General features: G+C 61.5%; 17 protein-coding genes, 1 tRNA gene and 1 pseudogene. 7 read left to right on the forward strand and 12 right to left on the reverse strand.

All coding sequences use genetic code 11. The features are described from left to right. Positions 1–26: 26 nt before the first annotated feature. On the reverse strand, positions 27–1,085 hold the full coding sequence (locus AC1DYW_RS32465; RefSeq protein ID WP_477228898.1) for a D-TA family PLP-dependent enzyme: 1,059 nt from the start codon (positions 1,083–1,085) through the stop codon (positions 27–29). Positions 1,086–1,275: 190 nt separating this feature from the next. Between AC1DYW_RS32465 and AC1DYW_RS32470 the strand changes: the two genes are divergently transcribed. Further along, positions 1,276–1,962 carry a D-lyxose/D-mannose family sugar isomerase gene (locus tag AC1DYW_RS32470; protein ID WP_095086666.1) on the forward strand — a complete coding sequence of 229 codons (687 nt, stop codon included), beginning with the start codon at positions 1,276–1,278 and terminating at the stop codon, positions 1,960–1,962. Positions 1,963–1,971: 9 nt separating this feature from the next. On the opposite strand, the gene AC1DYW_RS32475 is transcribed toward AC1DYW_RS32470, so the two are convergent. After that, on the reverse strand, positions 1,972–3,657 hold the full coding sequence (locus AC1DYW_RS32475; protein WP_457153747.1) for a hypothetical protein: 1,686 nt from the start codon (positions 3,655–3,657) through the stop codon (positions 1,972–1,974). Positions 3,658–3,732: 75 nt separating this feature from the next. Next, positions 3,733–4,203: a nucleoside deaminase gene (locus AC1DYW_RS32480; protein WP_457153748.1), complete on the reverse strand. Its 471-nt coding sequence runs from the start codon at positions 4,201–4,203 to the stop codon at positions 3,733–3,735. Positions 4,204–4,699: 496 nt separating this feature from the next. On the opposite strand from AC1DYW_RS32480, the gene AC1DYW_RS32485 reads away from it, so the two are divergent. Next, positions 4,700–6,484, forward strand: a complete 1,785-nt coding sequence (locus tag AC1DYW_RS32485; RefSeq protein ID WP_477228899.1) for a B12-binding domain-containing radical SAM protein — start codon at positions 4,700–4,702, stop codon at positions 6,482–6,484. 496 nt (positions 6,485–6,980) lie between these two features. Here the strand turns inward: AC1DYW_RS32485 and AC1DYW_RS32490 are convergent, their stop codons facing one another. The 3 genes from AC1DYW_RS32490 to AC1DYW_RS32500 all read right to left on the reverse strand — a co-directional run bounded on the left by AC1DYW_RS32490 (position 6,981) and on the right by AC1DYW_RS32500 (position 9,371). Further along, entirely contained in the window at positions 6,981–7,511 is a 531-nt protein-coding gene (locus tag AC1DYW_RS32490) for a BA14K family protein (protein ID WP_477228900.1), read from the reverse strand. A gap of 677 nt (positions 7,512–8,188) precedes the next feature. Next, a tRNA-Gln gene (locus AC1DYW_RS32495) sits at positions 8,189–8,262 on the reverse strand. A gap of 176 nt (positions 8,263–8,438) precedes the next feature. Next, entirely contained in the window at positions 8,439–9,371 is a 933-nt protein-coding gene (locus AC1DYW_RS32500) for a lysylphosphatidylglycerol synthase domain-containing protein (RefSeq protein ID WP_477228901.1), read from the reverse strand. A gap of 334 nt (positions 9,372–9,705) precedes the next feature. Here AC1DYW_RS32500 and AC1DYW_RS32505 point away from each other — a divergent pair, with 334 nt between their 5' ends. Both AC1DYW_RS32505 and AC1DYW_RS32510 read left to right on the forward strand, forming a co-directional pair. Next, positions 9,706–11,100 carry a Ppx/GppA phosphatase family protein gene (locus AC1DYW_RS32505; protein ID WP_477228911.1) on the forward strand — a complete coding sequence of 465 codons (1,395 nt, stop codon included), beginning with the start codon at positions 9,706–9,708 and terminating at the stop codon, positions 11,098–11,100. 119 nt (positions 11,101–11,219) lie between these two features. Beyond that, positions 11,220–11,972, forward strand: a complete 753-nt coding sequence (locus AC1DYW_RS32510) for an RlmE family RNA methyltransferase (protein WP_477228902.1) — start codon at positions 11,220–11,222, stop codon at positions 11,970–11,972. A 21-nt stretch (positions 11,973–11,993) separates the two neighbouring features. Here AC1DYW_RS32510 and AC1DYW_RS32515 read toward each other — a convergent pair whose 3' ends face one another. Further along, positions 11,994–13,415: a DHA2 family efflux MFS transporter permease subunit gene (locus AC1DYW_RS32515; RefSeq protein ID WP_477228903.1), complete on the reverse strand. Its 1,422-nt coding sequence runs from the start codon at positions 13,413–13,415 to the stop codon at positions 11,994–11,996. Positions 13,416–13,716: 301 nt separating this feature from the next. Here AC1DYW_RS32515 and guaB point away from each other — a divergent pair, with 301 nt between their 5' ends. Continuing rightward, positions 13,717–15,219 (forward strand): IMP dehydrogenase, encoded by a 1,503-nt coding sequence (gene guaB, locus AC1DYW_RS32520; RefSeq protein WP_477228904.1) that lies wholly within the window; start codon positions 13,717–13,719, stop codon positions 15,217–15,219. Positions 15,220–15,314: 95 nt separating this feature from the next. Here guaB and AC1DYW_RS32525 read toward each other — a convergent pair whose 3' ends face one another. From AC1DYW_RS32525 to AC1DYW_RS32540, 4 genes are all read right to left on the reverse strand, one after another. Continuing rightward, positions 15,315–16,622 carry an HlyD family secretion protein gene (locus tag AC1DYW_RS32525; protein WP_477228905.1) on the reverse strand — a complete coding sequence of 436 codons (1,308 nt, stop codon included), beginning with the start codon at positions 16,620–16,622 and terminating at the stop codon, positions 15,315–15,317. Positions 16,623–16,632: 10 nt separating this feature from the next. Continuing rightward, the gene (locus AC1DYW_RS32530; RefSeq protein WP_457155382.1) at positions 16,633–16,836 is read right to left on the reverse strand and encodes a DUF1656 domain-containing protein; all 204 of its coding nucleotides are present in this window, start codon (positions 16,834–16,836) and stop codon (positions 16,633–16,635) included. After that, positions 16,833–18,770 (reverse strand): FUSC family protein, encoded by a 1,938-nt coding sequence (locus tag AC1DYW_RS32535; protein ID WP_477228906.1) that lies wholly within the window; start codon positions 18,768–18,770, stop codon positions 16,833–16,835. The genes AC1DYW_RS32530 and AC1DYW_RS32535 overlap by 4 nt, the downstream gene beginning before the upstream one ends. A 683-nt stretch (positions 18,771–19,453) precedes the next feature. Beyond that, complete coding sequence (locus AC1DYW_RS32540; RefSeq protein ID WP_477228907.1) at positions 19,454–20,320, reverse strand: MBL fold metallo-hydrolase; 867 nt, start codon at positions 20,318–20,320, stop codon at positions 19,454–19,456. A 921-nt stretch (positions 20,321–21,241) separates the two neighbouring features. Between AC1DYW_RS32540 and AC1DYW_RS32545 the strand changes: the two genes are divergently transcribed. After that, positions 21,242–21,598, forward strand: coding sequence for a DUF1330 domain-containing protein (locus AC1DYW_RS32545; protein WP_477228908.1), 357 nt, complete (start codon positions 21,242–21,244; stop codon positions 21,596–21,598). Between the two features lie 251 nt (positions 21,599–21,849). Here the strand turns inward: AC1DYW_RS32545 and AC1DYW_RS32550 are convergent, their stop codons facing one another. Next, positions 21,850–22,062, reverse strand: coding sequence for a hypothetical protein (locus tag AC1DYW_RS32550; protein WP_477228909.1), 213 nt, complete (start codon positions 22,060–22,062; stop codon positions 21,850–21,852). A 44-nt stretch (positions 22,063–22,106) separates the two neighbouring features. Here AC1DYW_RS32550 and AC1DYW_RS32555 point away from each other — a divergent pair. Further along, positions 22,107–22,412, forward strand: a pseudogene (locus AC1DYW_RS32555) (IMP dehydrogenase); the annotation flags it as partial.

Here is a 22,412-nt window from a genome sequence, read left to right on the forward strand (position 1 = left end):
GCGCGGCAGCACTCGCTGGCGTGGGGTTAGCCCATCCGTCCGCGCGCTGCCACCGGCAGTGTCTCCAGCACCTTGTCGCCGTCGATCAGGTTGACCTCGTTGAACAGGTTGGTGACCACGCAGCAATGGTCGGGCACGACGCGGACGCGTTCGCCGATGCGCAGCTTGGCATGGTCTGAAAGCGTGACGGTGCCGTGCTCCTCGCTCAAGCCCGTCACCCGCGCTCCCGCAACGCCAAGCAGTTCGCCAAAATCGGCAAGCCCCAGCGTGTCGCTGGACAGCGCCTTGCTGCCGGCATCGAGGATAGCGCGCGTCGCTGTGGGATGGCTGACCACCGTCGACAGTACCGTCAGCGCGCAATCGTCGAGAGTGCCGACGCCTTTGGCGACCTGGTAGCGGTCGAGATAGATGTAGGTGCCGGGGCGATACTCGGTGACGACCGATGCCTCGTTGGAGCGCCACATATCCGGCGTGCCGCCGCTGGAGATGCGGTCACAGGCGAGGCCCGAAGCGGCCAAGGCCTGCCTGACGTCGGCAAGCCACGCTTCGGCCTCCGCCGCGCGGCCGGCGGCCGGGTAGGTCATCAGCCCGCCGAAAGCGAGGCCACCGGCCTTGTCGATCTGTCTGGCCAGCGCAACGGCTTCATCCGCCGTCTGCACGCCACAGCGGCCCATGCCGGTGTCGAACTCGACCAGCACCGGCAGAGGATGGCCGGCATCGGTGAAGGTGGCCGCCAGCCCCTCGAGCGTCTCGACGCTGTCAGCCGTCACCGACAGCGTGACCCGGCCATGCAGCGCCAGAAGCCGTTCCAGCTTGGCCCGCCCGAGGATGTTGTAAGGGAGAAAAATATCGGTCAGGCCAGCGTCGGCCATCACCTCGGCCTCGCCGATCTTCTGGCAGGTGATGCCGACGGCGCCGGCCGCGACCTGCTTCTTCGCCCAATAGGGCAATTTGTGCGTCTTTATATGCGGCCTAAGCTTCAGCCCGTTCTTGTCGGCATGGACCTGGGCGCGGGCAATGTTGGCTTCGGCGCGCGCGGCGTCGATCAGGATCGATGGCGTATCGAGGTCGTGGATGGTCGGCATCGTCTGTCATCCCATGGAAATCCGCAGGGTTTATGACCCCGAAAGCGCATGATGTCACGCGGCCAGCGCAGCTGATCTGTGGTCCATGCGCTTACACCGCAAGGACGGGCAGGGCGGCAAGATGGATCGACACCGGATCGGCGTTCCGCTATGCGATTTGTCGGAAAAATCGACACGAAGGACCATGATCATGAAACGCTCCGCCATCAACGACATCATCCGCGACGCCGACGCTTTCATCCGCTCGTTCGGCTACATCATGCCGCCCTTCGCCTATTGGTCGCCGCAGGAGGCAAAGGCGCGCCAGGTCGATTCCTCGGCCGTTTTCACCTCACGGCTTGGCTGGGACATCACCGACTATGGGCAGGAGAAGTTCGATGAACTCGGCCTGTTCCTGTTCACGGTTCGCAACGGCCGCTACGAAGACATGAAGAAGGGCATGGGCATGCTCTATGCCGAGAAGATCATGATCTCGCGCAAGGACCAGCTGTCGCCGATGCACCGCCACAACATCAAGGCCGAGGACATCATCAACCGCGGCGGTGGCAAGCTGGTGCTGGAACTGTTCATGCACGATCGCGACGGGGGTATCGATCCCAAGGCCGAGGTGTCGGTGCCTGTCGATGGAACCATCCACAGGCTGCCGGCGGGCGGGCTCCTGAAGCTCGACCCGGGCCAGAGCGTCACGCTGCTGCCCGGCGTCTGGCACGCCTTCTGGGCCGAGGGCAAGGATGTGCTGATCGGCGAGGTGTCGACCGTCAATGACGATCTCACCGACAATGTGTTCCGCGAGCAGATCGGCCGTTTCTCCAACATCGACGAGGACGTCCCCCCGGTGCACCTGCTGGTGTCCGACTATGAGAAGTGGCTGGGGTAGCTTCGGGGCTCAGTGACAGCAACTGGGCGCTGACCGTACGCTCGTCCTGCAGAGGCAGGACGAGGTGATCGGCACGTCTGCCTTGGCCAGCGCCGTGGCAAGGCTTGCCTGCAGCGCCGGCAGTTCTTCGGTCTCGTCGTGCCGCTTCAGGCATTCCACCAGCCCGTGCAGTGCCCAGACATTGTTCGGGTGCTGGGCGCAGCGCTGCACCTTGCTGCTCAGACCCAGATCGTCGCGATAGACCTGTTCGGCTTCCTCGGCGTGGCCCTGGTCGAGAAGCAGCGCCGCCAGCGCATGGCGCGGCGGGTGCATCCACGCCCACGGCTCGGTGTAGGACAGATTGTCGTCAAGCTCGACCGCTTGCCGCAGATGGCCATACGCCACCTCATGCCGGCCCTGGTGATAGGCAAGCTCGCCATCGAGGAGAGCCGCGCCGACAGCCAGCGAGGCGCGGGTCGGGTTGCTGAGGAAGCGCCGTTCCATAGGAATGCCTTCCAGATGCCGGTGGAATTTCTCGCGTTCGCGCTCGCCTTCGGCAAAGTTCCTCAGCGTCGCGTGCGCCACACCCTTGGCGTAGTGCTGCATGGCCGCCGTCAGCACATAGACGCCGGGCTCCCGGGTCACCGGTTCGTCGATGATTTCCTGCCAGCGGCCGAAGCGCACCTCAACATGCGATTTCATCGCGTGGTAGCCTTCCACCGTCTGCGTGAGTTTTGGCCGGTCGGGAAGGCTGACCACGTCGCGCGTCACCAGGCTGCGCACTCTTTCGGCGGCCCACAGGGCCGGTCTGGACTGGCCGAGCAACATGCAGGTGAACATCATCAGATGCAGGTCGTGGCAGCAGCCGAGCAGGTAGTAGGTCGGCTCGTCCGCATAGGCGAGATAGAGGTCGTTGGCGCGAACCGCCTTCTCGCTGGCGAGCTTGGCCTTCTCGTACGCGCCGCACAGCACATAGATGTGACCCGGCATGTGGTTCATGTGCCCGGCATCGGGGCACATTTCGCCGAGCAGGTCCGCCGATCGCATGCCGCGTTCCGGCATGGTCGACATTTCCAGGAGATGGATGTGCAGATGGACGATCGCCGGATGCTGTGAAATGCCGGCCTCGTCGGCAAGCCGGATCGACCGCTCGCAAACCGCGAGCGCCTCGAGCACGTCGGAGTTCGGCGCCGGCGCACCGGTCTTGAGGTTCCACAACCGCCGCACCGTACGCATCATCAGCGCCTCGACCAGCAGCGCCATCACGTCATGGTCGTCAGGAAAGATTTGATACACCAGCCGCATCGCGGCGGCGTAGGCGTCATCCCACTGCTCGAATTCCGGCGGCGTCACCCGATGCGGTTTTTGGAAGCGGCAGGCCAGCGCCTCGATCAATCGCCTTTCGACCTCGCTGGCGGAAGCCGCATTGGCGCGTGCGAGTTGAACATGCTCGAAGCAGCGCTTCGTCGCGCTGTTCGCCTCGGCCTCGCCATGCTCCTTCCAGGTCAGATTGTAGAAAGGCCCGGCGGCATAGGCGATGCCCCAATGCACCATCGGGCAATCAGGGTCCGTTGCGAGTGCCTTCTCAAAACACTTGATGCCTTCCTCATGGTTGAAGCCGTAGCACCAGTTCAGGCCGATATCGAACCAGCGCTGGGTTTCCGCCGAGTGGGTGGAGATGGGGCGGCGGTAGCTGCCGAGGTTGAAGCGATCCATTAAGCCCCCGAGTTCTCCGAGCGCTTTGGTCAGAGTGCGCTTACGGAGCGCCCCGGCGGAGGGCCGGACACGGTGTCAGCGCTTCCAGAAATCGCGGTGTGGTGCGATCAGCTCGTCCGCGATCTCGGGGAAGGGGCCAAAGACCTCGATCTTTTTTTGGCCGGAGTCGAGTACGGTGCGCGAAGAGAGGCTCATCGTCGGGTTGTCCGCATGATTCCCGGTGAGCGCCAGAAGCTTACTCTCCTCGAAGCCGTAGACCAGCCGGCCGATATTCGCCCAGTAGAGCGTTCCGGTGCACATCGCGCAGGGCTCACCGGTCGAGACCAGCGTGCATTGCCACAGGAACTCCGGCTCGTAGGTCGCCGCGGCGCGCCGGGCGAGCTCGGTCTCGGCATGGCGCACCGTGTCGAGATTGCCCTGCCGCATCAGCACGTGATCGTCCGGCCCGACCAGCACGCAACCGAACGGATGATGCCCATGCGCCGCCGCCTCGCGCGCGACCGCGTCTGCGGATCGGAGGTGGGCGAGCATCTGATCTCGGGTCATGGCAAAATCCCCATCACGCCGACATCCGATGAGCGGCTCTTCGCGCCGAGATTGCGGCCAAAGCGACGCGATTGGCAAGAGCTAACCCCGCTTGAGGGTCCACCTACTCCAAGGTCGGTGGCGCGGAGGCGAGCGCCGATCGGCTCGGACCTGGACAACGAGCTGATCTAACTTGGCAAATTGCGTGGCTGTGCTGGCAGTCTCAAGCGAACCCGTCTCTGGTCTCGGTTCCCTGAAGCACAGGGAAAAAACAGGGATTTTGGTGAAGGCATAGGCTTCCTTCGTGGTGAAGAGCGCCTCGCAGGCGATCAGATAACGGCTGGCGAAGTCGGTAATCGTCAGCGGATTATGAAAGTAACGACCGACCTTCGAGCCGTTGAGGAAGGGCCTACCCGCCTTTCCTCAATCTTCGCCCGCTACTTTAATTATGACCCCGCAGGGCGACAGGCGTAGTCCTGCGTGCTATCTTTGGCTTTTGATACGAGGGGTGCGTGTATTGTCCGCTTCTTCTCAAAAAGCCGCGGGGCGACGTTTCCAGCTCGTCCTGATAAAGCCATCGCACTACGACGATGACGGATACGTTATTCGCTGGTGGCGAGCGATGATCCCGTCGAATTCGCTCGCCGCTGTCTATGGCATCGCTACCGATTGTGCGGATCGCGAAATCCTCGGTTCAGACGTAGCCATCGACATCATGGCGATCGACGAGACCAACACGCGGGTCGATATTCCGGCGCTGTTGGCGAAGCTCCGGCAGCACGACAATTTCGGAATGATCGCTCTGATTGGCGTCCAGTCCAATCAATATCCCCGCGCGCTCGATATTGCTCGACCCTTCCGCGACGCGAAAGTGGCCGTCGCGATGGGCGGCTTCCATGTCTCGGGATGCCTGGCCATGCTGGACGGGAGCGCGGTCGAACTCGACGCTTGTCGCGAAATGGGCATTTCCATGTTTGCAGGCGAGGCCGAAGGCAGATTCGAAGCGGTACTGCGCGACGCTGCATCAGGCCAGCTCGCGCCGCTATACGATTTCCTGAAGGACATGCCCGGCATTGAGGGCTCGCCGGTACCGTTCCTTCCTAAACAGTACGTCGAACACACTATGGGCCTCAGCACGAGTTTCGATGCGGGTCGCGGCTGCCCCTATCAATGCTCGTTCTGCACCATCATCAATGTGCAAGGTCGAAAATCACGGTTCCGCTCCGCAGATGACGTGGAGAAGCTGGTGCGGATGAACTGGACGCACGGGGTCCACAAGTTCTTCATCACTGACGACAATTTCGCGCGCAACAGGGAATGGGAAGCGATTTTCGACCGCCTTATCTCGTTGCGTGAGAAGGACGGCATCCCTCTCGGCCTGATGATCCAGGTGGACACGCTGTGCCACAAGATCGAGAACTTCGTGGAGAAGGCGAAACGAGCTGGTGTTACGCGCGTCTTCATTGGCTTGGAGAACGTCAATCCGGACAATCTTGCTGCGGCCAAAAAGCGGCAGAACAAGATTACCGAATACCGTAAGATGCTACTCGCCTGGAAGGCACAGGGCATCATGACTTTGGCGGGCTATATTCTCGGCTTTCCGTCGGACACGCCCGAGACGATCAGACGCGATATCGCGATCATACAGGAAGAGCTCCCTCTCGACATAATAGAGTTTTTTAACCTGACGCCGCTGCCGGGGTCGGAGGACCACCAGGGCCTTTGGAGGAAGCGGGTCGAGATGGACTCCGATCTCAACGTCTACGACCTTGAGCATGTCTGCACAGCACATCCGAGAATGACCAGCCAGGAATGGGAGAGCATCTACCAGGAAGCATGGTCGCTCTACTACACGCCCAAGCATATGCGTACGCTGTTGCGCCGTGCGGTCGCGACTGGCGTTCCACTCGGCAGTCTGGTCAAGCTCCTCGTGACGTTCTCAACCGTAGTCCCTCTTGAGAAGGTGCATCCGTTGCAGACTGGTCTTCTGCGCCTCAAGCGGCCGTCGGAGCGGCGCCCCGGCATGCCCCGCGAAAACCCTTGGTACTTCTGGCCTCGATTCGTATGGGAAACTCTTCGGAAACACGCCGTCCTCGCCAGCACAATTGTGCGTCTTATGGTAGCGGCACGTGCGATCTCGCGAAATTCTGCATCAAAGGATTACATGGATCAGGCGCTCATGCCGGTCGGTGATGACGGCGACGAGACACTCGATCTTTTCACAAAGACCGCTGGCGGCGACGCGGCGGTAACGCACATCAAGAAGGTCGCGGGATTGACGAGGGGCATTAAAGCCGCCTGACAGCGAGGCTTGGAGAAGCCCGCTTTGCCGAAGCCGAGGGCATCGCGATCGTCGGCGAGTTCGCCGAGATCGAGACCGGCAAGGGCGCGGATGCGCTCGATCGGAGGCCACAGCTCGCCGCAGCGCCAACAGTCTGTCCAGAAGCGTCTCAATGACCACCTGGACCGCTAGGCTTTGTTGAGTGAAGATGGTGAGAAGTCTAGCCCGCACCGCCACCGTGATTGCATCGATAGCTGCCGCTATCGTGCTGACATTCATGGCAGCTAAAAGATTTGAGCTATCGACGCCAAATCCGATCGAGGCTCATATCGAGAGGAACATCTGATGCGCTACGCTAGGGGCACTGATTTCCTCAGCATCAGCCTGCCAGGGCGCGCTCGACTGAGAACATCGTGCCAAGCGGAGCGTAAGAACTCCCGTATCTCAACAGGCGAACCGAAAAGCCCGCCACCCCCCCCGTGAGGCAGCGGGCTAGATGCGGGCAGCGTGCGCTATTTCAGTAGCGGTAGTAGTGCCTACGATGGTAATACCTGTGGTGGTAGTAGTGCCCATAGTTATAGTAGTACCTGTGATGATAGTACCTGTGATGATAGTACCTGTAGTGATAGTGCCTGTGGTGATAATAATGCCTATGGTAGTAGTGCCTGTGATAATACACCGGTCGGTAATAGCCACCGCCGTAATACGGGTCGGGATAATACCCGCCATCGTAGTAGCCGCCACCGTAGTAGCCGTTGTTGAACATGCTTCCGATCAGGGCTCCTGCGACAAGTCCTCCCGGAAAGAAGTCATTGTAGCCGTCATATCCACGCCGATAGTAGCGGTGGCCATAGTAGCCACCTCTGTATCGCCCATAATTGCCGCCTCCCCAATGATTGTTGCGCCATCTGGCGCCCCGAACTTGGAAAACGTGGGGCTGCGCGCTTTGCGCCTGAGGAACGAAAATTGGTGCGGCATCAACTGGAACAGCGCTCGTTAGCGCTAACGCTGATATCAAGGCGGCGGCCATGCCGGTCAGGAACTTCATGATCAAGTCCTCGCTGATTGGGCACTATTTCTGGCTATCCACCAAACGTCGTCGTTGCGAAATAGTTCCAGACTGATGAGCCGCGCCAGGCTGCTCGTCACAAGCTGCTGACAAGCCTAAACCTCGGACGGATTTCAGCAGGGCGTCACGTCAGCCCGCCAGCGCCAGCCCGATGGGACACCAAGGCCGAACACGATGCCCGCGGCGCCTCCAAGGCTGATGGTGAGAGCCAGGGTGTTGTGCTGCCAATTTGGACCGAGTCGCAAAACTGCTACCGACAGAAGGCCCGCTTCGGCGGGCTTTTTGTTGTGGTGGTCGCAGACGAAAAACCCGCTGCCGAACGGGGAATGGCAGCGGGTTTATCTGAGCTAACCTTGGGGGAGGAGTTAGCTGGGTACCGGCATCGCATCTTGGGAGGAGTAGATGGCCGATAGCTGATGAAGTACCGGCTGCAGTACGTCGCCGCAATTGTGCGAAGGTCTTGCTGCCTAAACGAAGGTTTAGGTTTAGCCCCCACTTCGATGGGGTTTCATGCCGCCATGTTGCTATCCATGTTGCTATCGCGATTCCCGCAACCATTACCAATCGTTACAAATCAATGGCTTAGGTTGCTAACGCTACACGGGCCTAGCAACATGATTTTTGGGGCATTTGGCAGCTAAGTGTTTGAAATTGGTTGGCTGGGGAACCTGGATTCGAACCAGGACTAACGGAGTCAGAGTCCGTGGGTCTACCGTTAACCTATTCCCCAGCAAGCGCGGTCATGAACCGTGCGGGCCGAGCGGCCAAGCCGCTTGAGCGCTGCCTTGTAGCCGCCAGCGGAAAATAGTCAAGCCTGCTCGGCAGTTCAATCGCAACGTTTTGTCGGTCCGTTTTGCAAGTCGGTTCCACGCATTGCGTGGCCCGGGCGCTGAGTTCGCCCGCGCTTCAGGACTCGCTTCGGCTGAACTGCGACCGTTCGAAGAACAGCACGATACCAAGGCCCAGAATCAGCGGGATGACCAGGTAGAACAGCCGGAACACCAGCAGTGCCGCCAGCACGCCGACCGGATCCATGTCGGACAGCCCCGCCAGGAACACCACTTCGAACACGCCGAGCCCACCCGGCGCATGCGAGATCTGCGCGATCGAGAACGAGATCAGGAAAACGCCAAGGACGACAAAATAGCCGGGATTGTGGATCGATGGCAGGGCAAAGAAGATGATCGCAGCCGCCGCCAGCAGCTCGACCGGGCCGATCAGCAATTGCCGCGCGACGATCGGCAGCGCCGGATAGTGCAACTGGAAGCTGGCGATCTTCAGTGGGCGCAGATGCAGCCAGCTGCCGAATATGTAGGCGGCGACGAGCAGCAGCATCACGATCCCCGCCGCCTCCGACAGACCGTGATGGGCGATGCCGGAAAACCGGTCGAGAATCTCAGGCTCGAAGACCAATACGAGGCCGGAGGCTAGAATCGTCGACAGCACGAAGGTGATCCAGCAGATCGCCACCAGCACGCCGACATCCTGGCCGGTCAGGCCCCTGGTGCCATAGGCGCGGTAGCGGATGACGGCGCCGGAGAACACCGATCCGCCGATGTTGTGCGACAGCGCATAGGTGGTGAAGGAACAGAGCGTAACGAACAGCCACGACACTTTCTTGCCGATATGCAAGAGCGCGATGTGGTCGTAGCCGGCGAGCGAGGCATAGGCGACGACCGAACACAGCGCCGCGAGAATCCAGCGGCGAGCCGGAATCGCCGATATGCCGCCCCAGACATCGTCGAGCGAGATGCCGCGCAGTTCGTGCCAGAGCAGGAGCAGCGAGAAAATCACCGCCGCAATGCCGACGACCGGCCAGAAATAGCGTCTCCAGTTCATTGCCTGATTGCCATGCGTTGCGGGTCCGCTTCCTTTTCTGTCGAGAGGCCGGTTGCGCCGGATTCTTCCGCTCATTTCAGAGATGCCTCATTGAAGCCGGCTATTCAACCGCGAACGCTTTGCGTTGCGGCAGCCGGCAGGATTTGCCTGCGTCGAGGGCGGCCCAACGGGACGCCAGCCGGCATTGCGCCTACCAATCGAGGCTTACGGGTACATTGCGTGGCGCGGCCTCAAAGGCGGTTCACGCGCCGAGCCGGCAAAATTGAGCGCGCGGCTCTTGGTAATCGGGCGCGGCACTGTTAGTCTGGCGGCAACTTAAAACACGTCAAAGCGCCTGCTGCGTCCGTCATCGGTTCGCGCGGCGCCGGAAGGAACGACAGTGGAAGACCGCGACACCGGCGCTGGCGCGCCGGAGGTGGGTGCGTCCAGCGCTTCCCCAGGGCCAGCGGGCTCGTGGCGGCAAAGCCGCCCGACGGAGTCCCGCTCCGCCGACGGGCAGGCGGGCGACGCAACCCACAGCCAGAAGGGCAAGCCCAGGAAGCGACGCAAGAGAAGGCGCGGGCGCAAGGTTTTTGCGCGCGACGAGGCGCATCCCGTAGGGAATAGATCGCCTGTGCCCGGCAACGCCCCTTCGGCGGCGGAAGCGACAAAACTGCCCAATTCGGTGGTCTTGCCCGCCGTTGCGCCGGCACGGCATGAGCCGGGCGCCCACCGGTCGCCGCTGCAGGAGCTTCCGGTGTTTGCGGCTCTCGACCTCGGCACCAACAATTGCCGGTTGCTGGTTGCCGTGCCGACGCGGCATGGCCAGTTCCGGGTCATCGATGCTTTTTCGCGCATCGTCAGGCTGGGCGAGGGGCTCACGGCCAATGGCCGGCTCGGCCAGCCGGCGATGGACCGCGCGGTCGAGGCGCTGAAGATCTGCGGCGACAAATTGCGCAACCGCAAGATCAGAAAAGCCCGGCTGATCGCCACCGAAGCCTGCCGCTCGGCTGAAAACGGCGTCGAATTCCTCGATCGCGTCGAGCGCGAGGCCGGCCTGAAGCTCGAGATCATCGATCGCCAGACCGAAGCACGGCTGGCGGTTTCCGGCTGCGGTTCGCTGGTCGAGCGTGACACGCAAGGCGTCGTCCTGTTCGACATTGGCGGTGGTTCGTCCGAAATCGCGCTGATCGACCTCAGCGGCCGCCGTTCGCCGCGGCTCGCCCACCATATCGTGTCGTGGACGTCGCTGCCGGTCGGCGTCGTGTCACTGGCCGAGCGTTTCGGCGGCCGCACGGTGACGCGCGAGATCTTTGGCGCCATGGTCGACGACGTCGCCAACCGGTTGGCCAGCTTCGACGGCCGCGACCGCTTAAGCCATCTCAAGGCCAGCCCGAATTTCCATCTGCTCGGCACGTCGGGTACGGTGACGACGCTGGCCGGCGTCCACCTTGACCTCGAACGCTACGACCGCCGGCGCGTCGACGGGCTGTGGATGGACCGCGACAGCGTCGACCGCATGGTCGAAAAGCTGGTCGGCTGGGATTTCCAGCAGCGCTGCGCCAACCCTTGCATCGGCGCCGATCGCGCCGATCTGGTGTTGGCCGGCTGTGCTATCCTCGAGGCGATCCGCGCGGTATGGCCGTCGGAGCGGCTGCGCGTCGCCGACCGTGGCCTGCGCGAGGGCATATTGAGCGAACTGATGGCCGATGACGGCGTCTGGCGCAACGATGGACGTGGCAGAGCATGATCCCGAAAAGTGGCGCCCGGTTTTCGGAACAGATCATGCTCAGGCAAAAAGGCGAGCATGATCCCGAAAAGTGGCGCCCGGTTTTCGGAACAGACCATGCTCAGGCAAGAAATTAGGCAATGACCAAGAAACCGGAAAAACCAGGGTCTGCGAGCATTCGCGTGCTGAAGACGCGGATCAAGAAGAAGAGCGGCCTCAAGGAATCGTCGCGCCGCTGGCTGCAGCGCCACATCAACGATCCCTATGTCCAGCGCTCCAAGGCGGATGGCTACCGCTCGCGCGCGGCCTACAAGCTGATCGAGATCGACGACAAGCATCATTTGCTGAAACCCGGCATGAAGGTGATCGATCTGGGTGCTGCCCCCGGCGGCTGGTGCCAGGTCGCGGCGGCGCGCACGAAATCGACGGCCGACAAGCCGCATGTCGTCGGCATCGACTATCTGGAAATGGATGCCGTGCCCGGTGCGCCGGTCCTGTTGATGGATTTCCTCGATCCACTGGCGCCGCAAAAACTGGCCGAGGCGCTGGGCGGCGACCCGGATGTCGTGCTGTCCGACATGGCGGCACCCACCACCGGCCACAAGAGGACCGACCATATCCGCACCATGCATCTGTGCGAGGTCGCGGCCGATTTCGCGCTGTCGGTCCTGAAGCCGGGCGGGCATTTCCTCGCCAAGACCTTCCAGGGCGGCGCCGAAAACGAACTGCTCTCAATGCTCAAGCGCAACTTCCGCTCGGTCCATCACGTCAAGCCGCCGGCGTCGCGCGACGAATCGGTCGAGCTCTATCTGTTGGCCAAGGATTTCAAGGGACGCATGGCGCCGGATGGTGCCCAGGTTGAAAGCGCTGAGCAGGAGCCGTCCGAAGGCTGACGGCTGCCTTCCGGGCCGGCATCAATTGCCAGGCGGGCTCACCGGTTCCAGCGTCTTGGGCGTGCTCAGCCGGCCATGGCCGGAGATGGCGTTGCCGGCATCGGGCGCCAGCCGCACGAACGACAGCGCCGCCGCCGCCGATACAGCCGCGACGATGAAGAAGGCGATGTGGAAGTCGTCCAGCGACAGCGGACCGCCATGGATTGACGTCGAAACTTCCAGGATGCCGCCGGCCAGCGCCACGCCGAGCGCGATCGAAAGCTGCTGGAAGACAGCGGTAATCGGCGTCGCCTTGCTGGTGTCTTCAGCCGAAACCTCGGCATAGGCAAGCGCATTGACGCCAGTGAAGAACATCGAGCGGATGAAGCCGCCGACCAAAAGCATGGCCAGCATCAGCAGATAGGGCGTGTCGGGTGTGAACAGCCCGTTGATGGCAATCGACGCCGCAGCGACCAGCGAACCGACGACCAGCACGCGGCGGAAGCCGGCGACGCGGAAGATCAGCGCGGTGACGAATTTCATGCCGATGGCGCCGATCGCCGAGACGAAGGTGATCATGCCCGACTGAAAGGGCGTCAGTCCGAAGCCGATCTGGAACATCAACGGCAGGAGGAAAGGCACGGCGCCGATGCCGATGCGGAACAGTGAGCCGCCCAGCACCGACGAGCGGAACACCTGGTTGCGGAACAGTTCTAGCGCCAGCAGCGGGTTTTTGGCGTGGCGCGCATGCAGCAGATAGAGTGCTCCTGACGCCAAGCCGACTACCACTGTGATGATGCCGACGATCGGCGGCAGATATGGCAGGCTGACCACCGACAGGCCGAACACCACGCCGGATGCCGCCAGCCCGCTCAGCACGAAGCCGATGAAATCAAGTGGCGGGTTCTCCGTTGGTTCGGTCCGCGGCAGGAAGCGCGTCGCCAGCCAGATGCCGATCAGGCCGATCGGCACATTGATCAGGAAGATCCAGTGCCAAGTGAAATAGGTGGTAATGAAGCCGCCGATCGGCGGTCCGACCAGCGGCCCGACCAGCGCCGGAACGGTGAGCCAGGACATAGCCGCGACCAGTTCGCTTTTCGGCGTCGCGCGCACCAGCACCAGTCGCCCGACCGGTGTCATCATGGCGCCGCCAATGCCTTGCAGGAAACGCGAAACGACGAAAGCCGGCAGCGAACCGGAAAGGGCGCAGGCGATCGAGCCGACGATGAAGACCGCGATCGCGGCACGAAAGACATTCTTGGCGCCGAAGCGGTCGGCCATCCAGCCACTGATCGGAATGAAGATCGCCAGCGACACCAGATAGGCCGTCAGCGCCAGCTTGAGCGCGATCGGGCTGGTATGGATGTCCATGGCGATCGCCGGCAGCGACGTCGCGATGACGGTCGAATCCATGTTTTCCATGAAAAGTGCGACCGCCAGGATGAGCGGGATGGTGCGGTTCAAGGAACGCGTCCGAACTGAATGTTTCGTCGTCAATTGCTTGCCGACCTTGGGGGCAAGCCGACACGAAGGGCGGTTATCACGGCTTGGGGCGGATGTCGCATTAATTTGCTGTCACTTTTATGCGACCGCAGCCGCAGATGACGTCCGTTCGGCGTCACGTCACCTTTACGGGAGCGTGAAATCATCGGCTTTTCATCGGCGGCGGGACGTGTTACGAGCCAGCGCCAATCCTGAAAGGGAAGAAGACGAGTCGGCGCTGTCCATTCTGGTCAAGCGCTTTTTTGTATTCCGAGGACTGGCCATGGCAAAAATCATCGAAACGTCCACCGGCGCACTGGCGCTCACCTTTGACGACGTGCTGCTGCAGCCCGGTCATTCCGAGGTCATGCCTGGCGAGACCGATGTCCGCACGCGCATTGCCGGCGACATCGACCTCAACGTGCCGATCCTGTCGGCGGCGATGGACACCGTCACCGAAGCGCGGCTTGCCATCGCCATGGCCCAGGCCGGTGGCATTGGCGTCATCCACCGCAATTTCTCGCCGGCCGAACAGGCCGAGCAGGTGCGGCAGGTCAAGAAGTTCGAATCCGGCATGGTGATCAATCCCGTCACCATCGGCCCCGACGCCACCCTTGCCGACGCGCTTTCGCTGATGCGCACCTATTCGATTTCTGGCATTCCGGTGGTCGAGAATGGCGGCACCGGCGGCCAGAAGATCGGCCGGCTGGTCGGCATCCTGACCAACCGCGACGTGCGCTTCGCGTCCGATCCGGCGCAGAAGGTCTACGAACTGATGACGCGTGAGAACCTGATCACGGTCAAGGAGAATGTCGACCAGGACGAGGCCAAGCGCCTCCTGCATCAGCACCGCATCGAAAAACTGGTTGTCGTCGACAGCCGAGGCAATTGCGTCGGGCTGATCACCGTCAAGGACATCGAGAAGTCGCAGCTCAACCCGCACGCCACCAAGGACGCGCAGGGCCGCTTGCGCGCCGCCGCCGCCACCAGCGTCGGCGATGACGGTTTCGAGCGTGCCGAACGTCTCATCGATGCCGGCGTCGACCTTCTGGTCATCGACACCGCGCACGGCCATTCGCAGCGCGTGCTGGACGCAGTGGCGCGCGCCAAGAAGCTCTCCAACTCGGTTCGCATCCTGGCTGGCAACGTCGCCACCGCCGAAGGCACGCAGGCGCTGATCGACGCCGGCGCGGATGCCGTCAAGGTCGGCATCGGCCCGGGCTCGATCTGCACAACCCGCATCGTTGCCGGCGTCGGTGTGCCGCAGCTTTCGGCCATCATGTCGGCGGTCGAGACGGCGCACAAATCAGGCGTCTCGGTGATTGCCGACGGCGGCATCAAATATTCCGGCGATCTGGCCAAGGCGCTCGCCGCCGGCGCCAGCGCAGCCATGATCGGCTCGCTGCTGGCCGGCACCGATGAAAGCCCGGGCGAGGTCTATCTGCATCAGGGCCGCTCCTTCAAGGCCTATCGAGGCATGGGTTCGGTCGGCGCCATGGCGCGCGGCTCCGCCGATCGGTACTTCCAGGCCGAGGTGCGCGACACGCTGAAACTGGTCCCGGAAGGCATCGAGGGGCAAGTTCCCTACAAAGGACCTGTGTCTGGCGTGCTGCACCAGCTTGCAGGCGGGCTGAAAGCCGCTATGGGTTATGTCGGCGGTCGCGATCTTGCCGATTTCCGCGAACGCGCCACTTTTGTACGCATATCCAACGCCGGACTTCGTGAAAGCCACGCCCATGACGTCACGATTACCCGTGAAAGCCCGAATTATCCCGGCGGAGCCTGACGTCATGAAAAAGCTGTTTGATTTGAAATAGTTACGCTGATGCGATCTACGCGTCCCGAGCCTTGCTGCGATATTTCGCAATCCGCCGTCGTATGTCAGTGGTCCTGCTGGCCACTGCTGCGCGGAGCTACGTCCATACCGGGAGCAATGCCTGGACTGATCTGCTCTGGAGATGAGGCCGGGCTCGCCCTAGGCACTGGAATCCATTCCGTTGCAGGGTGTGCTCCGGTCCTGTCGGCCAGACAACCCGGTCGCGACGTCGAGCCGTACAAAAGCTCGGAAAACCTGGCTGCAACATCTGATCGCACGCGATCGAACCAGTTTCGGTGATTGGTTCCCGTAACCGGCCGGATTGTCACCGTTGCCGTCATGCCGGAAACGAGGGGCACACCCGCCGGAACGTTGTCGATGGCGATGCGGACTGGCACGCGTTGCGCGAGGCGTACCCAGGTGTAGATAGGATCGACGTTGGGCAGCCCTTGGGTGCCTGGGGCAGCGTTCGATACGCTGATGCCCCGGGTGATTGTTTCCACGTGTCCAAGGATCGGCTCGGCGTAACCCATCAGCTTCGCCTCGGCGCGATCGTCAATGCAGATCCGCGCCATTTTCGTTTCCTCGAAATAGCCATCGATCCAAAAGCTGTCGGAATCGATCACGGAGATATTGGTCACCCCTGTGGGCGCATAGTTGCCCACCCGCAGCAGCAGATTGGTCACATAGCCGCTGACGGGACTGACGACCTTGGTCCTCGTGAGGTTTAGTTCGGCCTGGGCAAGTTCCTGCTGCGCCGCGTCGAACTGGGCCTTGGCCTGAGCGGCGTTCCCGGCGAAGGTCTGTTGCTCCTCGGGTGTCGTGGCAAGAGACGACAAATGTTGGCGCCGATCGGATTGGACCTTCTTGACTTGCAGGTCCGCCGCTTCCTGGGCCACCGTCGCCTTGCTGGTGGCCACAGCAACCTGGAAGTCGAACGGGTCGATGACGTAGAGCACGTCACCTTGGCGGACGAACTGGTTATCGGCCACCCTAAGTTCGACGATCTGGCCCGATACCTGAGGCGCGATGTTCGCGACCTGCACACGAACGGTGCCATTTCGCGTCCAAGGCGCCCGCACATAGTCCTGCCATGTGAGAACCGCGATCAGGCCAGCGAACAGCGCGATGGCGAGCGTGGAAAGGCGCTTGCCAACCGCAAGAAGAAGACGCCCGAAACCACCGCGCGTCGAGGCGATGGATGGCGCCGATGCCGAGGGCATCTGAGGCCGGCCAGCTGGGCTGTCGCCTCCGACCCGGCTTACCGGCTTTGGTATTGGGGAGTCATGGGTCGCGTCGCCGACGGCGACCTGCTCTTCGAAGGGCGATTCGTCGAGCAATATCGTTTGATCCTGAGGCCGGGGAATCTCCATGACCCTCTCCCTAAAGAAGCATAGTAAGCAGCCCGAAAATCGCGACGAACAGACTAAGCTCGGCGATCGACGGATTGCTGAAATACCCCGAGAATCCAATAAGATGCAGGAGCGGGCGCAGCACTATAACGAGGACGAGCGCAATCGCTGCATAGGTGACTATGGGCGCTACCAGAACTCCGCCTATGACGAGCTCCCGAAACGTGTGCGTCATGGGTCGCCGCTCTCCATAGACCTGTCCGTGAAGGAAACACTCGCCAGGACGAGCGCTGCGCACGCCGCGGTGGCGACAGGATTGTGCCCGGATGCGGCGGCTTCACCCAAAGCCTTGGCCGAGCTTAACAATGCGGGCCCGTCCCGTTGGACAAGCGCCGCACGTGCTGCCTCGGCCACATTTGCCAGCGGGCCGGTTGCCAGCCGATCCAATCCGGCGCCACACAGTCGCAGCGCCGCCGCCCGGTCGAACCACAACATGGCTTCATCGAGAACCGGGCTATTCTGCGGAGATGCACCAGCCGCAGTCACGATCTGGCCGATCCGCGAGGCATCGCGAAACGTGGCCTCTTCCCGTGCGAGGTGCCCAGCTCGGTCAAATCTCGGACTGCGCTGCTCGCGGCGAGCGTCTTCCAGCAGAAGGCGAAGCCGGTGATCGTTCGACACAGGAGGGATCAGAAGTTGAACTCCAAACAGCAAACTTGTCGCAAGACACGCGAAAAAGCAGACGAATAGAAAGGTCTGTGGATCGTAGGTCTGTGGGTTGCTTGGTGCGAAGAAAGCTATGACGAAGATCAGGGTCAACCGCCCAAGGGTCGACAGGATCGGATTTGGCAACGTTGTCAGCAGTGCGCAGCCGATGGTGAAAGGCGCCAGACCAATCGCCAGCAAAGGGAACCCGGTGACGCCGTCCAGAACCACGAACTCCAGAATACCGGCAAGCAGACAGGAGATCGGCATGGCCACGACCGCGAGCGTCGTGAAGGTGCGTGCGTCAGGTACGGTAGCGCTCAACCCAATCAGCACGGCGATAAGTGCAAGGCAGGCTTCGGTTGCCGGCCACCCCGTCATCATGAAGAACATCGATGGCAGCACAAAGGAGATTGCGGCTCTGACGCCGGTCTGCGCCGCAATGCGGCGGGAGCGGTATAAAGGGGTGCGCCACTCGTGGGAGCCGTGGTTTCCTGCCCGCAATGCGTCGAGGCTGCCCCGCACGTCCCTGTTCCTTCGGAGCAGTTCTCCAGTGAGCCAGGCGAGACATATCGCCATCAGACCGGATGAGCCTTCTGCCAAGCTGCCTGAAGGCCACTTGAACCTGGGCACGGTGGAGTTTGATTCAAGTTCGGAGATAGCTTGCTCCCGCGACCGCGGTTCGGCAGCGACCGGCAACGTTTCCAGTGCCCGGGCCGTAGCCAGTTCAGCGACGAGATCCACTGCCGCGGCACGGGCAGCCGCGCTTCTCGCCTGTCCGTTGCTCGATTCTGTGGCGAGGCTTGCTATATCAGGACGCAGCGCCGTGATCTCGCGCAGGAGTCCGGCTGCCATCGTGGCAGGCATGGTCTGACCGCGAACCGTGCTCTGGGCGTAATCCGCGACCCGGCGCTGCAACGCTTCGAGTTGGGCGGCCACTTTCGGATAATGGTCGGGGGCGGCCAAAAGGTCGTTCACGAAAGTGACTGCGAGAACACCAACGGCGATGGCCGCGCCACGCGCCACGCCCGTCTCGAAGACCTGCTGGGGACTATCGATTTGCTGAATCGCAATGAGCGCAACGGTAATCGTGCCGAGTGCTGCAGCGTAAGCGCGGTTGCCGTCCAGCAATCCTGCCGTGTAGACACACAGCCCGATCCATGCGGCGAACGCGGCGAGCATGATTCCGCCGCTTTGGGCGAAGAGCCCGACGATGGCGATCGACGCCGTGACGCCGAGCACGGTCGCGATCAGCCGGAAGGCGGCCTTTTCCATACCTTGGCCGCGAGTGGGGAGTGCCAGAACGGTGACTGTGAGCGCCGCCGTAGATGGCGACTGCAGCTCGAGCCAAAAGCTCGTATAGAGGGCCACGACGATTGCCACCCAGATCCTGAGCGCGAACGCCCAGGACGCAGGAGGAAATCCTGCGACGATGGTCGGATGTCGCACGACAGCAATACTCATCGCACTCCCGCAAGGTGGCTCAAGCTGGTATGCCTGTTGCTCCGAATCCGATGGCTCAGCTGGCCTGCATTACGCGGCACGCCTCGGAGCAAGGCCTTTAACAGCCAAGGCTCTGAAAACTGCCGCTGCCGTATTGGCTGTGCGTGCGACCATTGATGTGGATATTGCCGTATAGGTGTCGAGACGGCCATTGTCCTACTGGATACGCAGCCCAGACGAATGGATATCCGGACCATACGTTGGTGTGAATGTTGAGGTACGGTGCATTCCGGTCACCGCGGCTTGGCAAGCTTCGAGTCGGGTGCGGTGGTTGCGATGCTTTCTTCCTTGCGGCGCTGCGGCATACCGCAACGCGAAGCACGGTAAGCGCACTACGGCGGCCGAGTTGGAACCACAGGATTGCCTCGAAAAGGCCCGCGCCACAGGTGAAAAGGGCGCTGGACGAACGACCCGGGCATACCGCAGGAGGGGTGCGAGTCGACACAGTTCACAGTACACGTCGCGCCATGCCAAGCGTTTGGCCTATGGACGTTGGCACGGGCTGCAGAGTGCCTATAGCTTTTGCGGCTATCGGTCTGGCGGTCTCTCTGGCAGCAAGAGGATACCGCGGTCTGGACCACCACGAGAACGCCTGCGCTGGCTTTGGGGAAGGAGCCTTGTCTTCGCGCTGCGCAATTTGGCAATCAGTCAAGCTTCTTTGCGGCTTGCGCACCGCCCCAGAGCGAGCCCGGATTGGCGCGGTTGGGATGAAGCTCCAACATCGCGTCGTAGAGTTCGCGCGCAGTATTCGTGATCTTGTCGAGGCGATCGAAATCTCGCAGATATTTCCGCGTTTCGCCGATGTTGCGGGGGTCATCGTCGTTTTCCGGTATTTTGTGGCCGGCAACAACCGCCTTCGGCTCAAGTGCTTCAAGCTTCTCAAGGGCACTGATCCATTGAAGCCTGCTCAGCGCGGTTGTCTCTGCGAGATAAGGGTGAATGCCGTTGTAGACGACGTCGCCTGCAACGATCAGGTCGATAGAAGGCACATGCAGGCTTGTAGAGCAGGCTGTGTCGGTCTGCCCCGTATTGACAGGGACGAGTTTGTGTCCCTCTAACTCCAATTCGTTTTCACCGAGTGGATCGGCCACGAGCAGCCGCTCGGGTATCCCGTCGGGGATACGCTTGCGCCAAAACCCATCGATCGATTCCGGTGACAGTTGCGCCTCCATCGCCTTGACAACTTCGGGTATCGCGACAGCCCTTGCGGTTGGAAAATGCTCCAGGATTGGCGCGAGGCCAAAAAAATGGTCGCCATGTCCGTGCGTGATATAGATCGCGGTCAAGTTCTTGCCGCTCGCGATTACCCAGTTCAGCAATGTCAAGGATTGCTCGGTCGTCAGAAAAGTGTCGACGAGTACGGCATCCCGCTCGCCCGAGATAAGGGTCGACGAGTTCGCCACCCAAGCCCACCTCTCTTGCCCGGCAGGCAACTCACGACTAAGTCCTGGGCGCTTTACGGTAAGTACTTCCCAGGTCAGGGCGGCGCCTGAAGCCTCAACTGAGCTCATCTGATATCTCCGTGTTCATCAAAGGGTTCGCAAAGCGGTTGCAACCGCGTCGATATTGGGGTGCTGATTTCAACCAGTTTCCGAGTTGCCAACTTCTTCAGAAAGGAACTCCGCACAGTCGCACTTTCCGCGCGCACCGTGGTGGCGTCAGCGACCAGCTGCAGATCGTATTGGCTGTTCGGCCCATCGCTGATGTGAATGTTGCCGGACAGGTGTCGAGGCGGCCATTGTTCGTCCGGATCAGCGGCTCACACGAATGGGTGTCCGGACTATCCGTTGGTGTGAGTGTTGAGGAGTGGTGCGTTCCGATCACTGCGGCTTGGCAAGCTTCGAGTCCGGTGAAGTGGTTGCCATGCATTCTGCCTTTCGGCGCTGTGCCCAAACTCAAAATTTGCGTCGGTAGGCGTGCTGAGTGGCTTGGCTCCAATATGCCTGGCACGTCGTCATGGATGTAATCTCCGGGCACGAGTTGACGCATAAGCTGTTCGCTGATGCGAAGGAGCTGGGCATCGGCAGCGCCGAGATTGAGGACGATACCGGCAGCCTATTTGAAACCCTCCTCTAACTTACCTCCCGACCTCACGCCGCCTCAAAAGACTAGAGCTGGTTGCCTTCCGACTTCGGTCGTCGCGAGGTCAATAACTCGACAGGCGCACTGCCATCTTCGGACGTACGGATCGCCATCAGAACTGTCGCGTATCGACACATTGCAGACTATCAGTCTTAAGTCCGCTTTCGACCCATTTCGGACTTCTGCGCTGCTACCAACCTACTCCCGTGAGCCGGGGCCGAAGAGCTTTCCGCCCTTTGTCTCGACCAAACCTTTGTATGACTCGACGAATGGCCTTAGCCACCTAGTATGCGCAATGAACTTGCTGGCCGAGCCCGGTCCCAGCAAACGAAATTTCAGGAGGCGACACCGTGGCAACGTATCTCGTCAATCATCTTCGCATTCCCGGTGACATCCCCAACCTGGATGCGCTGTCTTACCTTGATCAGGTGGAGGCGACGGTCGCCCCCTACGGGGGCAAATGGTTAGCTCAAGGGCCGGTCGATGTGTTGGAGGGTGCGTGGCCAGGCTCGATAGTAGTCATGGAGTTCCCTGATCGGCAGTCACTCGACAAATGGTACAACTCGCCTGAGTACACGGCATTGCGTCCACTTCGGTTCAAAGGCGCGATTTCGGATATTGCACTGATCGACTCTCTACCGCCCGGCTTTACTGTCAAAGCCTTTGCGGCAGGCATCCGCGAAATGATCGACAAATCGCATTCGTGACCCGATGACCGTTGGGCGCAAGCAGATGGTCGAGGTCGGCGAAGCGTGGGCGTGGCGTCGTGAAGGTGCAACTGCTGGTATGGGAGACGAACACGAAGGTCGTCTCGTTCTATCAACACTGGGATTTGAGGTTGCACCGCGAACGGTGATGGCGAAGTGGATGGTCGTTCGCCGTAAGGACCGCTCTCCACCCTTTGCGGACCTTGTCTGGCGTGCCTGACTCGCCGAGCCTATGCGATGATGACATCGTGTCAGGCGAGACCACAATTTTCATGCGATCCTACGACGCCACAAAGCTTGTCCGCTTTCTCGAAGAGCGCTGTGCTCAGACCGAGGGCGCGACGTGGGTGGGTATCGGCATTGCGGAGATCGAGGAAGACACTGGCAGCGTTTATGAGGCGATCCTGGAGGCGATCGTTCATGACGTCGGCGAAAAGCTCGCTCAGACGTTCGTGCAGGCGCATGGGCTTTCGTTCACAATGCACATTCCGGAGCGAGTCTCGCCCTTCAATCCTGCGCCGACGCCGGCGCGGATGCCGTCAAGGTCGGCATCGGCCCGGGCTCGATCTGCACAACTCGCATCGTTGCCGGCGTCGGGGTGCCGCAGCTTTCGGCCATCATGTCGGCGGTCGAGACGGCGCACAAATCAGGCGTCTCGGTGATTGCCGACGGCGGCATCAAATATTCCGGCGATCTGGCCAAGGCGCTCGCCGCCGGCGCCAGCGCAGCCATGATCGGCTCGCTGCTGGCCGGCACCGATGAAAGCCCGGGCGAGGTCTATCTGCATCAGGGCCGCTCCTTCAAGGCCTATCGC

The organism is Mesorhizobium sp. P2_D5 (genome assembly GCF_056404355.1).

Coding starts and splice junctions, on each gene's coding strand:
- AC1DYW_RS32465 (WP_477228898.1), bottom strand. CDS start 1,085: ATGCCGACCATCCACGACCTCGATACGCCATCGATCCTGATCGACGCC.
- AC1DYW_RS32470 (WP_095086666.1), top strand. CDS start 1,276: ATGAAACGCTCCGCCATCAACGACATCATCCGCGACGCCGACGCTTTC.
- AC1DYW_RS32475 (WP_457153747.1), bottom strand. CDS start 3,657: ATGGATCGCTTCAACCTCGGCAGCTACCGCCGCCCCATCTCCACCCAC.
- AC1DYW_RS32480 (WP_457153748.1), bottom strand. CDS start 4,203: ATGACCCGAGATCAGATGCTCGCCCACCTCCGATCCGCAGACGCGGTC.
- AC1DYW_RS32490 (WP_477228900.1), bottom strand. CDS start 7,511: ATGAAGTTCCTGACCGGCATGGCCGCCGCCTTGATATCAGCGTTAGCG.
- AC1DYW_RS32500 (WP_477228901.1), bottom strand. CDS start 9,371: ATGAACTGGAGACGCTATTTCTGGCCGGTCGTCGGCATTGCGGCGGTG.
- AC1DYW_RS32510 (WP_477228902.1), top strand. CDS start 11,220: ATGACCAAGAAACCGGAAAAACCAGGGTCTGCGAGCATTCGCGTGCTG.
- guaB (WP_477228904.1), top strand. CDS start 13,717: ATGGCAAAAATCATCGAAACGTCCACCGGCGCACTGGCGCTCACCTTT.
- AC1DYW_RS32525 (WP_477228905.1), bottom strand. CDS start 16,622: ATGGAGATTCCCCGGCCTCAGGATCAAACGATATTGCTCGACGAATCG.
- AC1DYW_RS32530 (WP_457155382.1), bottom strand. CDS start 16,836: ATGACGCACACGTTTCGGGAGCTCGTCATAGGCGGAGTTCTGGTAGCG.
- AC1DYW_RS32535 (WP_477228906.1), bottom strand. CDS start 18,770: ATGAGTATTGCTGTCGTGCGACATCCGACCATCGTCGCAGGATTTCCT.
- AC1DYW_RS32540 (WP_477228907.1), bottom strand. CDS start 20,320: ATGAGCTCAGTTGAGGCTTCAGGCGCCGCCCTGACCTGGGAAGTACTT.
- AC1DYW_RS32550 (WP_477228909.1), bottom strand. CDS start 22,062: ATGCGCCTGCACGAACGTCTGAGCGAGCTTTTCGCCGACGTCATGAAC.